A 16,915-nucleotide genomic window follows, 5' to 3' on the forward strand; every position below is an offset into this window, starting at 1 on the left:
ACTCAGTCCTCGCGCGCGTGTAAATGCGATGGGGAAGGCGTCGTCACTTTCGTTCTCGCGGCGGCAACGGTCGTGGTCAAGGACGCCCACACGAGAGGGGAGTGGGCGATGTTGCCGTCGCCCGCAGCCCACTTCGCCAGTTGCCCTTGCTGCCAACGATGAAGCGACTGCAATGGGTCGGCGCTGGCGTGTGAGCGATCCACCGCTAGCGCGAGCTCGACGGTAGGGACGACAGACTTTCGAAGACCGGCAGCCGTATGGAACGCATGATCGGTCGGAAGCGTCCAACGTGTGGTGGTGACCAGCGACGCGCCGGAATCCACCATGGCCATGACCAAGCCGAAAGTCTCCGCAGAACGAAAGTCGACGCCGCCCTCGCACGCGATCAGGGCAACACGTGACGGAATCGGCCAAATCTCGTGCCCAGACTGGGGTTTATCCGAACCGTAGGCCCTCCAAACATGCGGATCGGTGCATTGCTGCGTGCCCAACAGAAAGTCCAACGCGCACAGTGGGAGATGGTCACCTGGATGGGCGGGTGCTCGCTCACCGAGACGGGTCCGTGGTCGCAGCGCCTCGGCCATTCCCCAACGGCTCGCATCGGAACTCGATGCACCTGATGTGTCGTGCAGATGGATGGACGCCGAACCCGGTTCATCCGTGGTCGAAGATACGTGCCCGAAGTAGAACAATCTCGAGAGCGGGATGCGTAATTCGCGCGACAGGTCGACTCTGTCGATGGTCTGCGACGCGTTCAACCCACTCGAAGACACCGCACTGCTGGAGGCCTTGGCATTTGTTGCGAGCCCAGCGAGTAGGGCGTTCTTCGCGATGCCCGACAGTGTGCGGCCGAGCCCGTGGTCTATGGCGCGGGTTGGCAAAGATGGATCAAGGATGTGCAGCGCGGGAAGATGTTCGACCTCGCTCCATGCAGGCGGGAGGACGGTGCGTTCGGCATGCACCGTCGTCGGCGGGTCCAGCGTGACCATCGCGACGTCCAGCAACCGCCGATCAGGTGTGACGAACAACAGCTCCCACGGCACGCGCGCCAACCGTGGACTGGGCGTCACACGTAGGTGGACACCTCCATGACGCAGCGACCGCTCGACGATCTCCTCACGCAGCGTCTTCGGAAACATCACCTCGGTGAGGGCCGCGGACAACGTTCTTTCGGTGTCAGGCTTCGCAAACGCGCCCGTGAGCAGCGCACGACGGGTGGCCGCGTCCTTCGATTCGAATTGGTCCGTGCCGACAGGCAAGGGTGCGAGCAATGCACAATCGAGTAGATCGACAACGTCCTTCACCACGGTCCCGTCGAGCCTGACCGCCTGCGAACTCCCCGGGGTGTCCAACCAGGTCCACGACAGGTAGGTATCACCGGCGTCGGCGACCCGAACCAGGACCGTCGGTTGATGCGCGCTGCTCATTCGCTTCCCGACAACGGCGATGGCAGTAGCTCGGCCAATAGCGGCTGCGCTCCTGCGGGTTGGTCGAGTCGTGACTCCAACCGGTCGACGAATGCTTCGATGGCTGCAACTCGGTTCGCGACGAGGACGGCAAGCGGTGTGTCCGAGGCGTCGGCAGCCGCCTTCAGGACATTCAACGCTGTCAGCGCCCGGCCGGCTGCTTCGACCGCGTCGCGCACGAAGCCATCCGCGGCCGACTGGGCAAGAGCTAGCACGTCCTCGTCAGCACCGAGATTCACGGCCGCGAGAACGGCGTGCGCGGTACGACTGAGCATCCACGCGTCGAGCATGTGGCGGTCGACGCTGATCAGTTGTTCGGCCATCGGTCCCGAGCGCAGACGCCGAGGTGGGGTGTCGGCGTCGAACAGTCCGAATACGGTTGTATCAAAGGATGTTTCGTCTATCGGAAGAGATCCGACGAGTGCGTGGCCCTGCACCATCATCGGTATCGTTGCGATCAGCTTTCCAGTTCGGTCGGCAGCGAAGCCGAGGATCCGGTTCGCCTCACCACACTGCGGGTCCACGGCTGCGTCGAGCTCAACTGAGAGCAGTACGCGGAGCGTCGGCGTGGTTGTATCCACCTCGGCTGTCCACTCGGGAGTACCTGCACCGCTCCACCGCAGAATTCGCGGGGGCAGCACGTGCGGATCGATGTACCCCCGTTGCACCTCGGCGCGGGCGATCGACGGGCCGCCCGCCATACCCACATCGACGAGGCCGAAAGACTTGTCGTCGACGAGCTCCTCCAGCCAAATTTCAAGCTTCGTCTCGTCGATTTGCCGGACCGTGTCGACGCGGTCGGCCATTGTGATCAACTGATAGCCCCAGGACAACCCTCTTGCCGCAGCGCTGGCAGCCCTGGTCAAGTTGGCCAGCTCGGATAGTGCGCCGCCGGAGAGTTCGCCGTTCACTGCGTCGTCGGCGAGTGAATCCAAGGTCGGAAGAGCATGGGCGACGAGCCTGCTCGCGCCGTCGGTGTCGCCTGTTCGGCGTCGTGCACCGGCCTCGTCCAGCATCAATGCGCCCTCGTCGATCGGAGACATCCACCAGCGTGCGACCGCCGCGGTCGTAGCGCGTCGTGTCCAGTCGGCATCGAGATGAAAAGCCTCGCAACTGATCACGGCTCCAGGACCGTCGGACTCGAGCAGGTGCGTGAAGTCGGATTCGATACACGCTCGGGTGAGCGAGCCCACGTCGGCCTCGCGCGCGATGGTCCATCCCATCAGCGTCGACGGATCCGCTGCATCGACGACGACGTTCACTCCAGGCCCCAGCTCGAGAGAGACTTCTGCTACTGCGGGCGCGGTGTCGCCGTCCCAGTGCATTCCTGCGTCGTCGACGCGGATCGGGTGGCGGCTCATCCCGCATTACCCGTCAGGCGATCCCACGCGACTCGATGTCCGCGCAGTGCGCTCAGCACATCGGCGGTCTTCCCGGCCCACGTCTGCCCCGGCTTCCTACTGCCGACCAATTCGACACCATCGTTGCCGAATACGTCGTCGTCGTGGATAGCCATAGAGAGCGCGCCCCTCGTCAATTGCAGGGCCAAAGAAATCGATGCGGTGCGGGTCGGCGCCAATGTGTCGGATGGGCGCACTTGGTCGTACCTCTCACGTAAGGTCTGCTCGAGCGCGCTCGCACCGTGTCCGGCGACCGAGCCGGCGTCTGCCAAGATCTCGAGCGCTATCGCCCGCTCCCAGCACATCGCCTGCCCATTCCACTTCCAACTCCACGCATTGTTCGATTCGATTGGAGTTTGTGCCAAGTACGAGCGGGCCTGTGTGAACAGGGTCTTGATTTCGGTGCTGCGGTAGCCGAGTTCCAGATGCGATGTGTCCAAATCGCTTGCCGACTTCCTCGCGCTCTCCCTGATCAGCGCACGCTGCAGATCCTGCCTCGCACGCGCGAAGTTCGAACCGTAGACCTCAGCTATCGTGTTCTCGTCCAGCTCGGCGGCATCCATATGGAGTCTGAGCAGGTTCCGTCGCGCGCGACGCCACGCCTCGCCGCGCACGTCCGCGGTGGTGTAGAGGGTGCTGCCTTCGAGTAGCGGGAGATCCGAACGGAATCGAGTGGAATTCGATTTTGTCAGGAAGCGGTCGAGCTTGTGCTCGACGTACGAGATCTCGTGCTCGGTCGGGAGCCGATCCGACACGTCAGCTTCTCCGTATAGCTCGGTCAGTCGCTCGATTGCGGCAGCGACCGAGGCGGAGACCCTTTCGTCGGACGCATCGTCGATACGTTCGCGATACTCCGTCAGCTTGCCGTTGTACGAGCGCATCGATGCCGCGACTATTGCCGAACGATAGCGGTTCGGGTTGTCGATGTAGTGGTCCGCGTGGTCTCGAGATTCCACGACTGTGCCGCATGCCTCCGAGGTGACCATCGCTTGGCGAGCGGCGGTCCGCGGTGGACCGTCCTCGTACTTGCGCAGCACCTGCGCAATACGTGCAGGCAGTCCGACAGGGCGTTCCAGGCGGACGTCGGCAACGACACCAGCCGAGCACCGCGCAAAGGTGTCCCCGTACTCGACAGCGACGGCACTCACCAGATCCCACTGATCGACGCCTCCGAGAACTTCATTGGTGCCCAGCCGCAGGCGTCGAGAAGCTTCCGGCGAAAACCGTCGCGCCACCCACTCCGCAGAACCCAGCGTCCCCATCCAGGCCGCCAAGTCTTCGGCCAGGTGTTTCACATTGGGTTTCGGCTCCGCAGTCGCTCTGACCCACAGAGCGATCAGCTGGTTGCGCGAAACGGACTCTTCGGCGTATCGCCCCCTGCCGAGCTCCCTGCCCACCCACCATCCACTGATTGCCCAGTCAGTGCGAGCCGACTGAAGCGGCATGCAATCGACTCCTTCGGTTCTTTGGTCCCGGGTCATGGTGCCAAGAAAATGCGGCCCTGCACAGCGGCGTCATTCATTCAATCTACGGGCGGTGTCCTTCTGCCGAACGACTACCGCGCACCGTGGATCTGGTCGATCATGTATCCCGCACTCGAGGTCTCGAAGTGTCTCGCATCGCCGCGCCCGCGGCATGGTCCAGCGGAAGTGAGCGGCATGACCGCGGTTGTAGTCATCTTGGGAACCGCAATGCTGGTGACCTACTTCGTGCTCGGTCGCAGATTGATCGATACCCGCGACACAAGACCGAAAACGCTGTCGGACCTGTACCCCTACGGAAGCGCCTTTCTGGCGGGGTTCGTAGCGACCGCCGCATTGATTCAGATAGGTGGATCGGGATCGATTGCGGTCGGTTCGGCTGGAACGCTTGGATTGATTGTCGCAGTGTTCGCCCTCACAACTGGTTGGCTACAGAATATTCCGCCAGTCGAATTGGGTAAAGATCTGCTGTATTCCGTTCTCGGTCTTGTTGCCCTGATACCGGCTCTGTCAAGTGTCACCGCGCCGACAATCTGCGGGGTCGAGAGCAATGTTCCGTTGCGGATCAGTGTGATAGCGCTCTTCCTTGCTCTCGCAGTCCTCTGCGGTGGCTTCGGCTTCTATCTTCGACCCAAGCGATACTCAGCGGTTAGCAGCGTCGGACTGAGCTGGTTCGGTGCCAGTGAGATCGTCTTGTTCTTGGCCTCTCCGGTCGGGTTGGCAGGTGGGCCCGGACCTGAAATCGCCGGTATCGTCGGGGCCGTCGCTCTGGGAGCAATCATCGGATTCGCCCCGGAGTACGGCTTGTTGACGGTAGGCGTGGGGCTTGCCTGCGTCTTCCTGTTGACCTCGGCGACGGGGACGACGTTGGATTGCCAGCATGTCGATTCGCTCGGCTCGGTCACTGTTTTCACTACCTACGCGGTCGTGTTCGGCCTCGGACGTTTTGTGATCGGCAAGGTTCGCACGGGGAGGGTGTCCAGATGACTTCCGAGACATCATCTTTGGATGCAGAGATGTACGCGGGTGTCCGCTTGGTAGAGGAGGGTCGCGCGCGCGACGGACTGCACGTATTGGAACAAGCGTTAGTCGGGTGCGAGCAGGCGGGTGATGTGCGTCGTATCGGGTTGTGCTTGCGCTGGGTCGGCGCTGCCCATGCTGAACTTGGGTCGAGTGAGATGTCCATAAGATCTCTACACCGAGCGATCGTGAATTCGTCGAGTGCGGACGACGTTCCTCTCGAGGCGGACTGTAGGGGATTGCTGGGTCTGGTGTTGTTCGACAGCGGCCATACCGAGGACGCCGTCGAACAACTTCGTCAAGCATGCGCGCTGAGCGAATCGTGCGGCGACATCGAGTCCGAAGCGAACTGTTCGAGCGCTCTTGCCGAAGTGTACGAAGAGATGAGCTGCTATGAGCCGGCGAGAACGTTGTATCAACGTGCGGCCGAGCTCTTCTGGTCGGTCCACTATGCAGCCGATTCGGCCGAGAACCGAGAGAGTGCCGGCCTGTGTTCGATCGATCTTGACGAGTCAGAGGCTGCGCGGGATGACTTCGGGTTGGCTTGTGAGCTGTTCGCGCGCGAAGGTGACGACTTCGCTGTGGCACGTTGCCTGTTCTTGCTCGGTGTGTGTTCCGTCGAGGACGACCCTGCCGGGGCTGAACGGAACTTCAAAGCCGCGATCGAGCATCTCGACGGGCCCGAACACGCGGATCTGGAAGGGGATTGTTGGGAGCAACTGGGGGATCTTTACCTCGACGCTCAGCGCGTCGAAGAGTCGTTTACAGCCTTCGGGAACGCCCTTGCCCTCCACGAGCGAACCGGGCGCGCTGTACGAAGCGCCCACTGCTACAGGCAGGTCGGCCGACTACACGCACACCTGCGAGCGGTCGGACCCGCGGTCGAGTCGTTCGAGGCCGCACGCAGCCTGTACGTGGATGTCGATCCTGGTGAAGCAGTAGACCTCGACATCATGCTCGGTCGGATCTTCGAGGACCTCGGAAAGTACCCCGCCGCGATAGCCAGCTACACCCGAGCCCGGCAGACAAGTATCCCACTCGATGACGCCGTTGTGACGGCGTTGTGCGACATGAACACCGGCACCGTGCGAATGCATCTCGGTGACCACACCACGGCGCGAGCTCTTCTGGTCGGCGCTGCCGACACCTTCGCGCGATGCGGGGCGCGGGTCGAGGAGGCGCAGTGTCTGCGATACCTTTCGTCCGTTCAGCCCAGCACTACGGAGCAGAGCGCCGAGTTGCTCGCCAAGTCCCTACGGCTGATCGACGGCCTGGGTGAGGTCGAATTGGAGCTCGACTGTCGCCAGGACCTCGCGCTCGTCCAGTTCGTGCGGGGAAACTACGAGCGCGCGGTGGGGGAGTACGAATCGGTACGAGAGGCATTTCTTGGCCTTGAGATGCATGAGAAGGCGGGGTTGTGCTTGCAGAGCGTCGGAATGTGCTTGATGAGCATGGGGCGCTACGAGAAATCCGAACGCGCACTGATCGAATCGAGGGCCGTTTTCGTCAGGCACAAAATCCCGGCTGCAGTCGCCGTATCGGACGGTCACCTCGGGCAGCTCTACCTCGATACCGGTCGATTCGACGACTCCGAACACGCGTTCCGTCGCGCACGACAGGGGTTCGAGTCAGTCGGCGCGACGGATCGAGTCGCAATGATCAATCAGAACCTCGGCGGGCTATACCTGGCGCGAGACGATCTCGGTGCGGCCGAGCTCTCGTTCTCGCGGGCGCACGAGCAGTTCGCGCGTCTCGGTGACTCTGCGAGAAGTGCCGTCTGTCAGTGCAACATCGGGGCTGCGGTGTTCAAGAAGGGACAGTTCGAACGGGCATCTTCCCTGATCGGTCGGGCTCTCATCCACCTCGAGCGCGACCCAGATCACCGAAGATTGGTCGCTTGGGCTCACCGCAACCGCGCGTGCGCCGAATTGATGCTGGGCAACTGTGAGCAGAGTCTGGTTTTCCTCGGGTCGGCACGAAGTATGTCGAAGGAACTCGATGCGCTGATCGATGTGGCGAAGTGTGACTTCCTGGCCGCGCTGTGCCAGGCGTCGGTTCCTGGGCACGACAGTCTGCGCGCCGCGCTTGATCTTGCGTTGCCCGCGCTGCTGTACCTCGATGCCCAACGGTTCCAGTTCGCCAGTGCGGCAGCCCGTAGGTCGTGGTCAACGACGATATCGTTGTGGAACACGCATGTGTTCAAGTGGGCACATGAACTGGGTGACGCGACGCTCTTGACTGATCTGATCGAGTCGGCGATCAACTCGGGTACCCACGTCTCAGAGGTGTCAGTCGACACGCATGCAGCGCTCTCCGAAGTGAGTTTCAGCTCCGACAGTGACGCACCCACTATGGACGTCGCCGACGCGGTCGCCGGCGTCGCTAGGACTCTGATCGCCGGCTCCGTTCTACCGATGCGGCCGCCGCCGAGGTTGTCGATGCCGGGCGGCCGGATCGTGCTTGGACAGTTCCTTCAGTCCGTTGACACTCGCTATGGTCTGGTCGTTCGTCCCGCAACGGTGAACGTCGCATGAAGTGTCTGTCGAAGTCCACTGTTCCGTCGATTGGCCGACAGACACGGCTGCGCTCGGGATCTAGTGTTGCAAACTGTCGCTACCCGTCACAGAGTGACGTGTTCGTCCGGACGAGTAGGAATCGAGAGCTTTGGCCGAGATAAGCAGAAGACGATCTGCGCATCGTGCAGACGCAGTATTACTGCAGCCGATAGGCAAGCCCAATGCCCTTGCCAAGGGTGCGCCGCCCAACAATTACCAGCTTTCCCAGCGGATGAAGCGTCGCTCCCGAGAACTTCTCGTAGCAGTCGGCACGCTCGACACGTCGCTGGATCCGCGGGCCAATGCAGAGATCATGAAATTGATCCGAGATTATTACGATGCACGTCAGGGCGGGGCGCTGATCGGGCTGTTCGGCCGCTGCTATCTCGGGCCACCTTACGTTGACCACAAACTCGATATTTACGGCAACATTTGTCAGCACTACACGGCTTCGGACACTGTCGAAATGCCCTACAACAACGCACGTGCACTGGTTCGAAACGACGCATATGCGTTCGTGGAACTGTACTCGGACGGATCGATCGTCCCCGTGCGCGACGACGGCGAGCCAGTACGAACCGGATCAACCTTCTAGTGAACTACTGGCCGACGAAAGGGCCCGTGCAATGACCGAAGACTACACACGCAATTTTCAGCAGGTCCTCAATGCAGTCAGTTCCGTCAACCACAATCTGTCGACGGTGAGTGACCAGGTGACCGAGGTGACCACTCAGGTGGGGGTGGTATCGCGTGACCTTACCGTCACCACTGATGAGCTCCGAGAGCTGCGCAAGGACTTCCAGGAATACGTTCTGCAGGCCGAGCGCACAGCCAACGTTCAGCGGTCCGAAACGGTCCTCGGCAACGTCGAGGCTGCCCTCGAGCGCGAGTACGGCCACTACAAGGTGGTGCGCCGTACCTCGATCGGAACGCTTCAGGCGTTCGACCTCGGGAACGTCAGCAATCATACTGTGCAGCAGGTCAGCGAGGAGCTGATGATTCAGACTCCGCGCTACTGGCTTGCGCCGGCACTCGTAGCGCTCGCGAGCTGGTCACGCGACGACGAGGATCTGTGCTCGCGCTCGATCGACGCCGCATTCTCTCGTGATCCCCGCAAGACGAGCCTCTTCTTCGCGCTCACTCTGCGGCGCCAAGGTCGCCTGGAAGCGTCGACGCGCTGGCTCAAGCACTACCTGTCGTCACTCGATCCGCACGCCCTCAGCCGCGAATTCGCGGTGATCCTGGAGGCGGCAGCACAGGATGCCTTCGGTGCGCACGGCCAACAGCTCATCGCGGCGCAACTCACCGAATGGAACAATAGATTGCGCGCCGACCAGTCAGTCGTCGCCGCTCAGGTCACAGCCTGGCAGAACGAAATTTCGCTGCATCGACCAACTGTGGTGGACGCCGAGTTCCCTCACCTATCCAAGATCAGCCCACAATGGGACGAGGTGAAGCACGCGCTGGAGTGCGCGGGAGCCCTTGGTTTCACGCAGGCCAAGTACGCACAGATCAAGTCTTCGCCGAATGATCTGGGGCTATCGACCATCGACCGTTTGGACGACATTCTCGAACTGTTGGTGACCGAGTTCGACACCGAGGAACTCCCTTTTCAACGCGACGCGGTCTACCATCGTGCCGTCATCGAGCATGCTGGCGACCTCGATCGCGCCCGGCAGGAAGCCGACGCACTCAACGTCGCCCTCGAAGAGACGCTTGACGTCATATCTCTTCAGACCCAATCAGCACTTCGGCCCGAACTGTTGGGTGTTTCGATCGGTACCCAAAAGGTGGCAATCGGAGTGTCGCGAGACGACTTTCAGCATGCTGTCGGCGCCTTCACCGCCGACTACCGGATGAAGTACCTTGACAAGGTGGAGTTGACGCTCGACCAGAACCACTCGAACTATGCGCAGACCCTCGGGTTCAAGGGTTGGAGAACCGATACCGAATTGCCCCAGGCAGAGGCGGAAAAGTCTCTGGCCGGAGTGTGGGAGTCGTCGGTCGCCGAGTATCTCGAACGGGTCCGCTTCAAGGAAAGCTACTACCTCAAGGCAGGCGGAATCGCCCTCGCTCTTTCGATTATCGGTTTCCTGATCTTCGGCGTCGGCGGGCTTCTGGTGCTTCTCGTGTCTGGTGGAGTTGCTGGCTACATGATCTGGAAGAACAAGACCGACGCCGAGAAGAAGTACCAGGAAGCACTGGCTGTGCGAGAGCAGGCATTTCAGTTCTCTGTCGATATCTATCGAGCGGCAGTGGCCGAGTACGTCGACACCAAAGTCCTGTACTCGGATGAGGACGCGAAAGAACAACCCCTGTTGAATCTGATCGGCACGTGGCCCACGGTGGCAGGTAGGCAGGACGTCTCCGCATGATTGAAAACAACACAAGTTCTCCGATCGTTCGTCGAACGCAGCGAACGCCTTTCGTTCCGCCGAACCCGGAGCAAGCAGAAGGCCCAGCGGTGTCGCGGCTATGGTCGCTTGGTGCGCGATCGTCGGGTAGAACGGAGCTCCCACGTAATCGGAAGATCGCCGGAGATCTACCGTCATGGGATCCGATGCCGCCCGGAGAGGTGCTCGTCCGCCGTGGTTCTGCTACGTGACAACAAGTAGTAGTGGCTATGAATTGTGGGTCCGGGCACTGCGGGCATGGGCGATGGATCCAGCGCATCCAATGTTGGATTTGCCGGTCCTGACAGAATCGTCGTTGCCCCCCAGCGCATACCAGCGACTTCTCGGGCATCTGAATGCAGCCTTGTCCACCGCAATGACGCGTTGGTCGTCCGAATTCACTGTTCAGTGGGGTCGAGCCACAACCGAACACGACCGTGAACGCGCAATGGTTCAGATGCGCACGAAACTTGCACGTCGGTTGCAGCTCGCGGCACACCCATCGCTCCCCGTGGTGATTCGAGATCTCCTGAGGGAGGGTGCAGCGACGGACATCCGCAACCTGCAGCAGGAAATCGAAGACAATCTGCTCAAGAGCACCCAGAACGCGTCGAGCGACAGAAACGTTCGAGAACGGTTGTTGAAGACAGCGAGAGTGAACTCATTGACCGCCATCCTCGAACCCAACTTTCCGCTCGACGCACTCTTGCGTCCAGAGCCTGCTGCTCCGCCCACTGAAAGGCGAGTGGCGCTGGACGAGGGCTTGAGACACGTCGGTTCGCCTGGGGTGCAACGCAGTTCGAAGCGCAGGCTGGTGGTTGTCGAATGCAATCCGACCGAGGAAGGCCACAAGTAATGCCCAGCAAGGTCGACACAGCAGACATACTCGAGCGGTTTCTGAAAGCGCGGGTTCCTCTCATCGTTCTGCGTACGATCGAGGGAACACGCGGCCTCGATCTGCTGAAAGGCGTTGCGTCCAAGTTCCGGGCGATGCCGTTTTACTATCACTCGCGGGCTACCGGATTGTTCGACATCACCAGTCCGACCCCTGTAATCGATGATCGCAGCTTTGTCGGGGCGCTCGACTTCGCCACAGCAACATTCTCCGCACGGAACAATGCCAACTTCATCCTGACGGACGTCGACGATATCGAGAATGACAGCTCGTCGGCGAGGCACTTGGCTGAGATCTCGAGACTCGCAGAGACTCATCAGGGATCGATCATCGTCATTGCCTCGGGGCCTGTCTGGTCTGGTCTGGCCAGGTTGGGAATGTCGGTGTCTCTCGACTTGCCTGATGCGAGTGAGCTGTACACCGACGTGGTCAAAGCTTACGTCGACGACCATCGTGCCGTGATGCGCATCGAGTGGGAACACGAGGAGATGCGGCTCGCATCCGAGGCGCTCGTGGGCGTCACCGAAACCGAAGCGATCAACGCCATCACCACGATGCTTGCACGGGGATCTCTGCTCAAAGACGATCTCTCAGAGCTTTCCGTCTTCAAGGACCAGATTTTCGGTGAGCTCAGTGGAATCGAACGTGTCAAACTGAAGGACAACGACTATCAGGTCGGGGGCCTCACAACACTCAGAGAATGGTTGACAACGCGGCGCGAACTCATTCGTGCCGACCTCAGCGGAACCCATCTGCATCCCCCGAAAGGGGTATTACTCGTCGGCGTACCGGGGTGTGGGAAGTCGCTGAGCGCAAAAGCCATTGCCGCCGAGTGGAAGCTACCGCTCTACAGGTTGGACATGGCGTCAATCCTGGGGATGTATGTCGGGGTGTCCGAAAGTCGATTGAAAGAAGCACTCGATACTGCTGACCGGATCGCACCATGCATCCTGTGGGTCGATGAAATCGAAAAGGCGCTCGCTGGAGGCAATTCGGACTCTGGCACCACGACTCGCCTGATCGGACAATTTCTATTCTGGCTACAAGAATCCACGTCGAAGGTTTTCATGGTGGCGACTGCCAACGATGTGTCGGCGCTTCCTCCGGAGTTGCTTCGCAAGGGTAGGTTCGACGAACTCTTCTTCGTCGATCTTCCGGACGAGCGTGATCGATCGGAGATTATCTGCCTCTACTTTCGCAAGTACTTGCAGGTCGAGCCCAGCGCGGAACTCTTGGCCGCTTTGGCGGAGATATCGGACGGCTTCGCTGGCTCGGACATCGAATCCGTTGTTCACGACATCGCGGCAGCGATGTTCATGCAGCATCGGGACACACCGCCCGGCGACGAATACATCAAAGACGTATTCGCGAACGTCATGCCATTCAGTCGAACCAACCCGGAAGAGGTGGCCGCTATCAGGGCGTGGGGTCGCGATCGAGCAATACCAGCAGGCCGATCGACTCCACTCGACGCGCGTCAGGCGTCCGCGACAACGTCTCGCCGCCTAGTGATTTTGAGCTGAAGGGTCCCAGGCGTGGGCGTTTCCTCGACGGGTTGGCGTTCGTCAGGCCACATGATATGAAGTTCCCTGGGGGTGGGATCCGTGGTGGAATTTCTGGGCATCGAACCGATGAAAGTGGTGCCGCACGAGTTGCAGGGTTTGTGTCAGTCAGCACGAGCTGCGGCAGACGAGCTTGCCAGTGTCCTCGGATCGCTCGAACCGGATGTCACTCGGGTCGCAGATGGATGGTCCGGAGCCGCTGGAAGCGAGTTCAACGCCGCGGAGTGGCTCGACTCGAATGTCGCTGGGGCGCAGGCTCATCTGATCGAGGGAGAAGAGCATGTTTCCCGCATGCAGAAGGCTCCTGCGATCCTCGAGGCGCTCCGACGGCAGCGACATGGAGTGAAACTCAGGCGATGTGTGGTCGGTTCCGAGAGAGGAGCGGTCGGAAGACAGTAGCCGCGAATACCATGAACACTATTGCGACGATGGCAAGCACGACGACTTGGCCGACTGCGGCGTTTGGGTCCGAGCGGGCGACCATGACTGCACCCATAGCCGCCACGGACGGTGGAACCAATGCGAACCAGCCGAGCACTGCGTACAGCGCCTTCTGGGCAGACCGTGTTCCGCGGAAGAGTGCGACTGCAGTGATGGTGGTTGCTGGAACCACGAGACCGAGGTCGAGCAGAACGATGGACCAGAAGAATGTGCGCGCATCTGCGAATTCGGCGGGCATCGCACCGCCGAAGATGGGGCCGAGGTATCGCGACAGTATGAACGCTGCCAGCGCAAGCAGGACTACGCCGTAGACGCGTTGTCTGGTCGGTGTCATGTCAGGCATCGAAGCAGTGTCGGTGATCGTCCAGGCCCAGACGGTGAGAACGGCACTCAACGCGAAGATACCGAGGTCGAACAGCACAACCGAGTTGAACGTCGCATATTCCGGGCCGAGCACGTATTGCACGAACATGTATGCGGTGTAGGCAGCTGGGCCGAAAGCGAGAGGGCCAGCGGCGCGGTGACCGCGCAACGCCAGCACTCCGGCGGCAATGCTCAACGGGGTGACCAGGACGAGCGTGACGAGCTCGAGGCCGATCAGCTGGTTCTGCAAGGTGGTCGAGATCGGATAGTCGATGATTCCGATACCGAGTGGCCCGAGGATCGAATTCGATACCAGCAGAACAGCGAGGACGAACATGCCGGTTGCGAATGCGGCGTGCGCACTCGACAGCGGCGGCGGTAAACCAGTGTTGACGCTCGCCGGCGACTGATCTCCGGGTCTACCAGGTGTTTTGGGCTTCACGGCACGCGTCCCTGTTCCGCTGCGGCAGTGTCGTCGGCCGTTCGAGTACCCCAGATGACTGCAACCCCGGTCACGAGGTAGATCACCTGCAGGAAGTGAAACGCGCGAATGGATGCGATCTCCGCGACTATCCACACAATCATGATCACCCCGGACAGAATGCTGGCCAGCTGCCAGCCTTCAATCCGTTTGACCATCGCCGATGCGGCGAACAACGAGCTACCTCCCACGATCGCGAGCAGGATTACGCCGGGGAAGTAGAGACTGCTGAAGTCTGTGTGCTCGACCCACGTGGGTTGTTCAGGGATCATTCCAGTCATCAGTGCAATCCCGCCGACGACCGACGACACCCCGTTGAAAAGTAGCAATCCGAGAACGAATTTGCTGACTTTGTTCATACCTGGCAGCCTATGCCCGCGCCCGTGATTCGTCGCGTCGTCTACTCCCAAAGCGCCGCCGACTCCCCGATGAACAGGTCTACTGCATCCTTCCCAACGACCAGCGGCGGATGGTTCTTGAGCGTGCTTCCGAAGCTAGAACCGGTCAGAGTATTCGTCGCCCGTCCAATCGTGAGGGCAGTGGCGTGGCCCGACGATGCGTTCACGTATCGAGCTACCGCGGCATGTCATGACGGACGGCGACGGATGACGTTGCCAGCTCTGCGCCAGTTGCGTCCGAAAGTCAAACGGAACCAATTGCCGGCTGTCGGCGTCTAACCTATTGATCGACGTGATCGAGGGGGTTTGGTGCGTAGACGGGTGGCGACACTGGTCGCTGTGGCTACTTTGCTCGTGGGGTGCGGCGGCGGAGTCGAGGGGAGTCCGGTCGCGGCCGAGCGGTGGGATCCGTGCAGCATCACTCCCGAGGCGCTCGCAGCGACGGGCCTGGACCCGTCCTTCCAGGAGGGTTGGGGCCCAGGGATAGAGGTTCGAGATTGGAGCCTATGCATATTCCGAGGTCCAGAAGCGCAACCTTCGTACTTCTTCAACGTCAAGTCGTCCGACGTCTTCACCGTCGAAGATGCACGCGACAACGAAACCAATTTGAATGGTGTGGACGTTGAGGTTGATGGCCGTGATGCCTACCGTTTCACGACTGCCAACTCACGATCGATCACAGACTGCAACGTCGCTGTGGACGTAGTGAATGGGGTTGTGGTCTTCACCGTCAACTCTATGGGCACGGACCCGATAGGGGCCGATCCTTGCGGTCTCGCTCAGGCACACACAACAGACTTGGCGGCACTGTTGCCGCCTGCCAAGTAGAAGGATTCGATGTGGCGATTCCTGAACCTCCTGTCAGCTACTGGCGGTCGCTTGCTATCGCCGCGGACAGTGGCCATCTCTTCCTGAATTCGGAAGCCGCAGCTGCCTGCAGCCTCGCATGTGATGACTACATTGCCAGGCTGAAGCTTCATCAAACGCGTGCCCGGGAACTGGTAGACGTCACAGGTTGGGGTGACTTCGATTCAGGCAAGGAACTCGCGAGAATCTTCTCGGAAAAAGCTGTGGGCGGGGACGACAACATGGTCGATGTCCTGCAGAGCCACATTGACGTCGTAGAAGAGATGAAGGTCGTGTTCAACAAGTTCTTCACCGCTACGGACAACGTCGACGACACCAACGCCGCCGACGTCCGGGCCCAGGGGCCGAAGTAGCGAGCACCGACAACGCGCCAGCGCTACCCGATCCCCAACACCCCCGCCAGCTCCTCGACGAACCAATCGACATCGACCCCACCTATGACCAGTGGCGGCCGAATCTTGAGCGTGTTGCAGAAGCATCCGGTCGCCGAGATCAACACCCCACGCTCGCGTATCGCGTTGACCACTCGCAACGCCTCGGCCGGATCGGGTTCCCAGCCGGCGCCGACGAACTCGATGCCTACGAACAATCCCGAACCCCGGACGTCACTCATCGAAAGCGCTGCCGATTGGTCGGTGAATCAGTAGCAGCGTGCCCGCATCGATCGACCACGGCCGTCCAGCATGCTGCGCGGCGTTCAGGAACGGCTTGATTCGGAAGTCTCGTATCGCCTCGGCTCATATTTCGGTTTCTGAAGATTGGTAGCTCGTGAAAACTCCCATAGATGGCCAGACGATAGACTCGATCGACTTCGGCTTTTCTGTGGCTCTCCGAACAAATCGCAGCTGCGAAATACGAATCGAATCGGCCTTCGAAGGAAACGAGGCGAACTTGGTTGTTTCCTTCGGCCCCGATTTCGAAGCGTGGACCATCGCTGGGCTCGACGGGATGAGGGTCGTCAGTGTGGCAGGAGGCGGGCTCGCCGTCTGCGATTGAACTGGCCCGCATGTGATGGATGCGTCTTCATTGCGGGGAGTACACGCCGGTGGATCGTTCGTTGAACTGCGCGACGGGGTCGATGTCAGTGTGGGAGTGTCGAAGACCTCCGGTTCGATCCCAGCGTTGGCAGTAGTCGATCGTGCCAAGCAGCCCCAGTATCGGCACAAAAGTGGCGTGCCTTCGGTCAATCGAAGACGAACTGTGGCTCTGACGCCGATCGGATTTCGACACGCCCCCAGTCGCCCTCGGCTTTATAGACACCTTGCTCGAATCTGAGGGAGTCGATGTTTCCCAGGTCCACTGCGCCGTTGGCGTCTATGTACCGTCCGGTGGACCGAGCAACCCACTTGATGTCGTTGGCATCTGCGAACACCAACCTGCCGCGTGCGTAGCAATACTGTTCACCAGGTTTCGGCGGTTCATAGCGCGTGCTTTCAGGAGTCAGCACCGCATCGAGCACGAATGTGAACTCGCCGGGCGCCTGCGATATGGATAGAACGTAGCTGTCCTGCAGGTACACGCCAGCCAGCCCCCGCAGCTGCGAGTAGTTGTTGTTCAATGCAATTCCCATTCGATCGGTGTGGCTTTCAGCGT

General features: G+C 60.7%; 15 protein-coding genes. 8 read left to right on the forward strand and 7 right to left on the reverse strand.

Annotated features, from left to right (window positions below):
• Nucleotides 1-2: 2 nt before the first annotated feature.
• The 3 genes from J1M86_RS14405 to J1M86_RS14415 are packed head-to-tail and all read right to left on the reverse strand — an operon-like array spanning nucleotide 3 to nucleotide 4,311.
• The gene (locus J1M86_RS14405) at nucleotides 3-1,427 is read right to left on the reverse strand and encodes a CHAT domain-containing protein (protein WP_206510393.1); all 1,425 of its coding nucleotides are present in this window, start codon (nucleotides 1,425-1,427) and stop codon (nucleotides 3-5) included.
• Nucleotides 1,424-2,827: a hypothetical protein gene (locus J1M86_RS14410; RefSeq protein WP_206510394.1), complete on the reverse strand. Its 1,404-nt coding sequence runs from the start codon at nucleotides 2,825-2,827 to the stop codon at nucleotides 1,424-1,426. Before J1M86_RS14410 ends, J1M86_RS14405 begins: the two co-directional genes overlap by 4 nt.
• Nucleotides 2,824-4,311 carry a hypothetical protein gene (locus J1M86_RS14415; RefSeq protein ID WP_206510395.1) on the reverse strand — a complete coding sequence of 496 codons (1,488 nt, stop codon included), beginning with the start codon at nucleotides 4,309-4,311 and terminating at the stop codon, nucleotides 2,824-2,826. The genes J1M86_RS14410 and J1M86_RS14415 overlap by 4 nt, the downstream gene beginning before the upstream one ends.
• A gap of 213 nt (nucleotides 4,312-4,524) precedes the next feature.
• Here J1M86_RS14415 and J1M86_RS14420 point away from each other — a divergent pair, with 213 nt between their 5' ends.
• The 6 genes from J1M86_RS14420 to J1M86_RS14445 all read left to right on the forward strand — a co-directional run bounded on the left by J1M86_RS14420 (nucleotide 4,525) and on the right by J1M86_RS14445 (nucleotide 12,733).
• Nucleotides 4,525-5,334: a hypothetical protein gene (locus tag J1M86_RS14420; protein WP_206510396.1), complete on the forward strand. Its 810-nt coding sequence runs from the start codon at nucleotides 4,525-4,527 to the stop codon at nucleotides 5,332-5,334.
• Nucleotides 5,335-5,555: 221 nt separating this feature from the next.
• Nucleotides 5,556-7,901 (forward strand): hypothetical protein, encoded by a 2,346-nt coding sequence (locus J1M86_RS14425; RefSeq protein ID WP_206510397.1) that lies wholly within the window; start codon nucleotides 5,556-5,558, stop codon nucleotides 7,899-7,901.
• Between the two features lie 130 nt (nucleotides 7,902-8,031).
• Nucleotides 8,032-8,517: a hypothetical protein gene (locus tag J1M86_RS14430; RefSeq protein WP_206510398.1), complete on the forward strand. Its 486-nt coding sequence runs from the start codon at nucleotides 8,032-8,034 to the stop codon at nucleotides 8,515-8,517.
• Between the two features lie 31 nt (nucleotides 8,518-8,548).
• Entirely contained in the window at nucleotides 8,549-10,297 is a 1,749-nt protein-coding gene (locus tag J1M86_RS14435) for a hypothetical protein (protein WP_206510399.1), read from the forward strand.
• A 475-nt stretch (nucleotides 10,298-10,772) separates the two neighbouring features.
• Nucleotides 10,773-11,171: a hypothetical protein gene (locus J1M86_RS14440; protein ID WP_206510400.1), complete on the forward strand. Its 399-nt coding sequence runs from the start codon at nucleotides 10,773-10,775 to the stop codon at nucleotides 11,169-11,171.
• Nucleotides 11,171-12,733 carry an AAA family ATPase gene (locus J1M86_RS14445; protein ID WP_206510401.1) on the forward strand — a complete coding sequence of 521 codons (1,563 nt, stop codon included), beginning with the start codon at nucleotides 11,171-11,173 and terminating at the stop codon, nucleotides 12,731-12,733. Before J1M86_RS14440 ends, J1M86_RS14445 begins: the two co-directional genes overlap by 1 nt.
• Nucleotides 12,734-13,121: 388 nt before the next feature.
• Here J1M86_RS14445 and J1M86_RS14450 read toward each other — a convergent pair whose 3' ends face one another.
• Both J1M86_RS14450 and J1M86_RS14455 read right to left on the reverse strand, forming a co-directional pair.
• Complete coding sequence (locus J1M86_RS14450) at nucleotides 13,122-14,018, reverse strand: hypothetical protein (protein WP_206510402.1); 897 nt, start codon at nucleotides 14,016-14,018, stop codon at nucleotides 13,122-13,124.
• Complete coding sequence (locus tag J1M86_RS14455; protein ID WP_206510403.1) at nucleotides 14,015-14,416, reverse strand: hypothetical protein; 402 nt, start codon at nucleotides 14,414-14,416, stop codon at nucleotides 14,015-14,017. The genes J1M86_RS14450 and J1M86_RS14455 overlap by 4 nt, the downstream gene beginning before the upstream one ends.
• A 393-nt stretch (nucleotides 14,417-14,809) precedes the next feature.
• Here J1M86_RS14455 and J1M86_RS14460 point away from each other — a divergent pair, with 393 nt between their 5' ends.
• The gene (locus tag J1M86_RS14460) at nucleotides 14,810-15,283 is read left to right on the forward strand and encodes a DUF3558 family protein (RefSeq protein ID WP_307786647.1); all 474 of its coding nucleotides are present in this window, start codon (nucleotides 14,810-14,812) and stop codon (nucleotides 15,281-15,283) included.
• Nucleotides 15,284-15,294: 11 nt separating this feature from the next.
• Nucleotides 15,295-15,675: a hypothetical protein gene (locus tag J1M86_RS14465; RefSeq protein ID WP_206510405.1), complete on the forward strand. Its 381-nt coding sequence runs from the start codon at nucleotides 15,295-15,297 to the stop codon at nucleotides 15,673-15,675.
• A 23-nt stretch (nucleotides 15,676-15,698) separates the two neighbouring features.
• On the opposite strand, the gene J1M86_RS14470 is transcribed toward J1M86_RS14465, so the two are convergent.
• Nucleotides 15,699-15,935: an aminotransferase class III-fold pyridoxal phosphate-dependent enzyme gene (locus J1M86_RS14470; protein WP_206510406.1), complete on the reverse strand. Its 237-nt coding sequence runs from the start codon at nucleotides 15,933-15,935 to the stop codon at nucleotides 15,699-15,701.
• Nucleotides 15,936-16,505: 570 nt separating this feature from the next.
• A complete protein-coding gene (locus tag J1M86_RS14475) occupies nucleotides 16,506-16,892 on the reverse strand; it encodes a hypothetical protein (protein ID WP_206510407.1) in 387 nt (128 codons plus the stop codon).
• Between the last annotated feature and the right edge of the window lie 23 nt (nucleotides 16,893-16,915).

Source organism: Rhodococcus sp. KRD197, assembly GCF_017168235.1.
GTDB lineage: Bacteria > Actinomycetota > Actinomycetes > Mycobacteriales > Mycobacteriaceae > Rhodococcoides.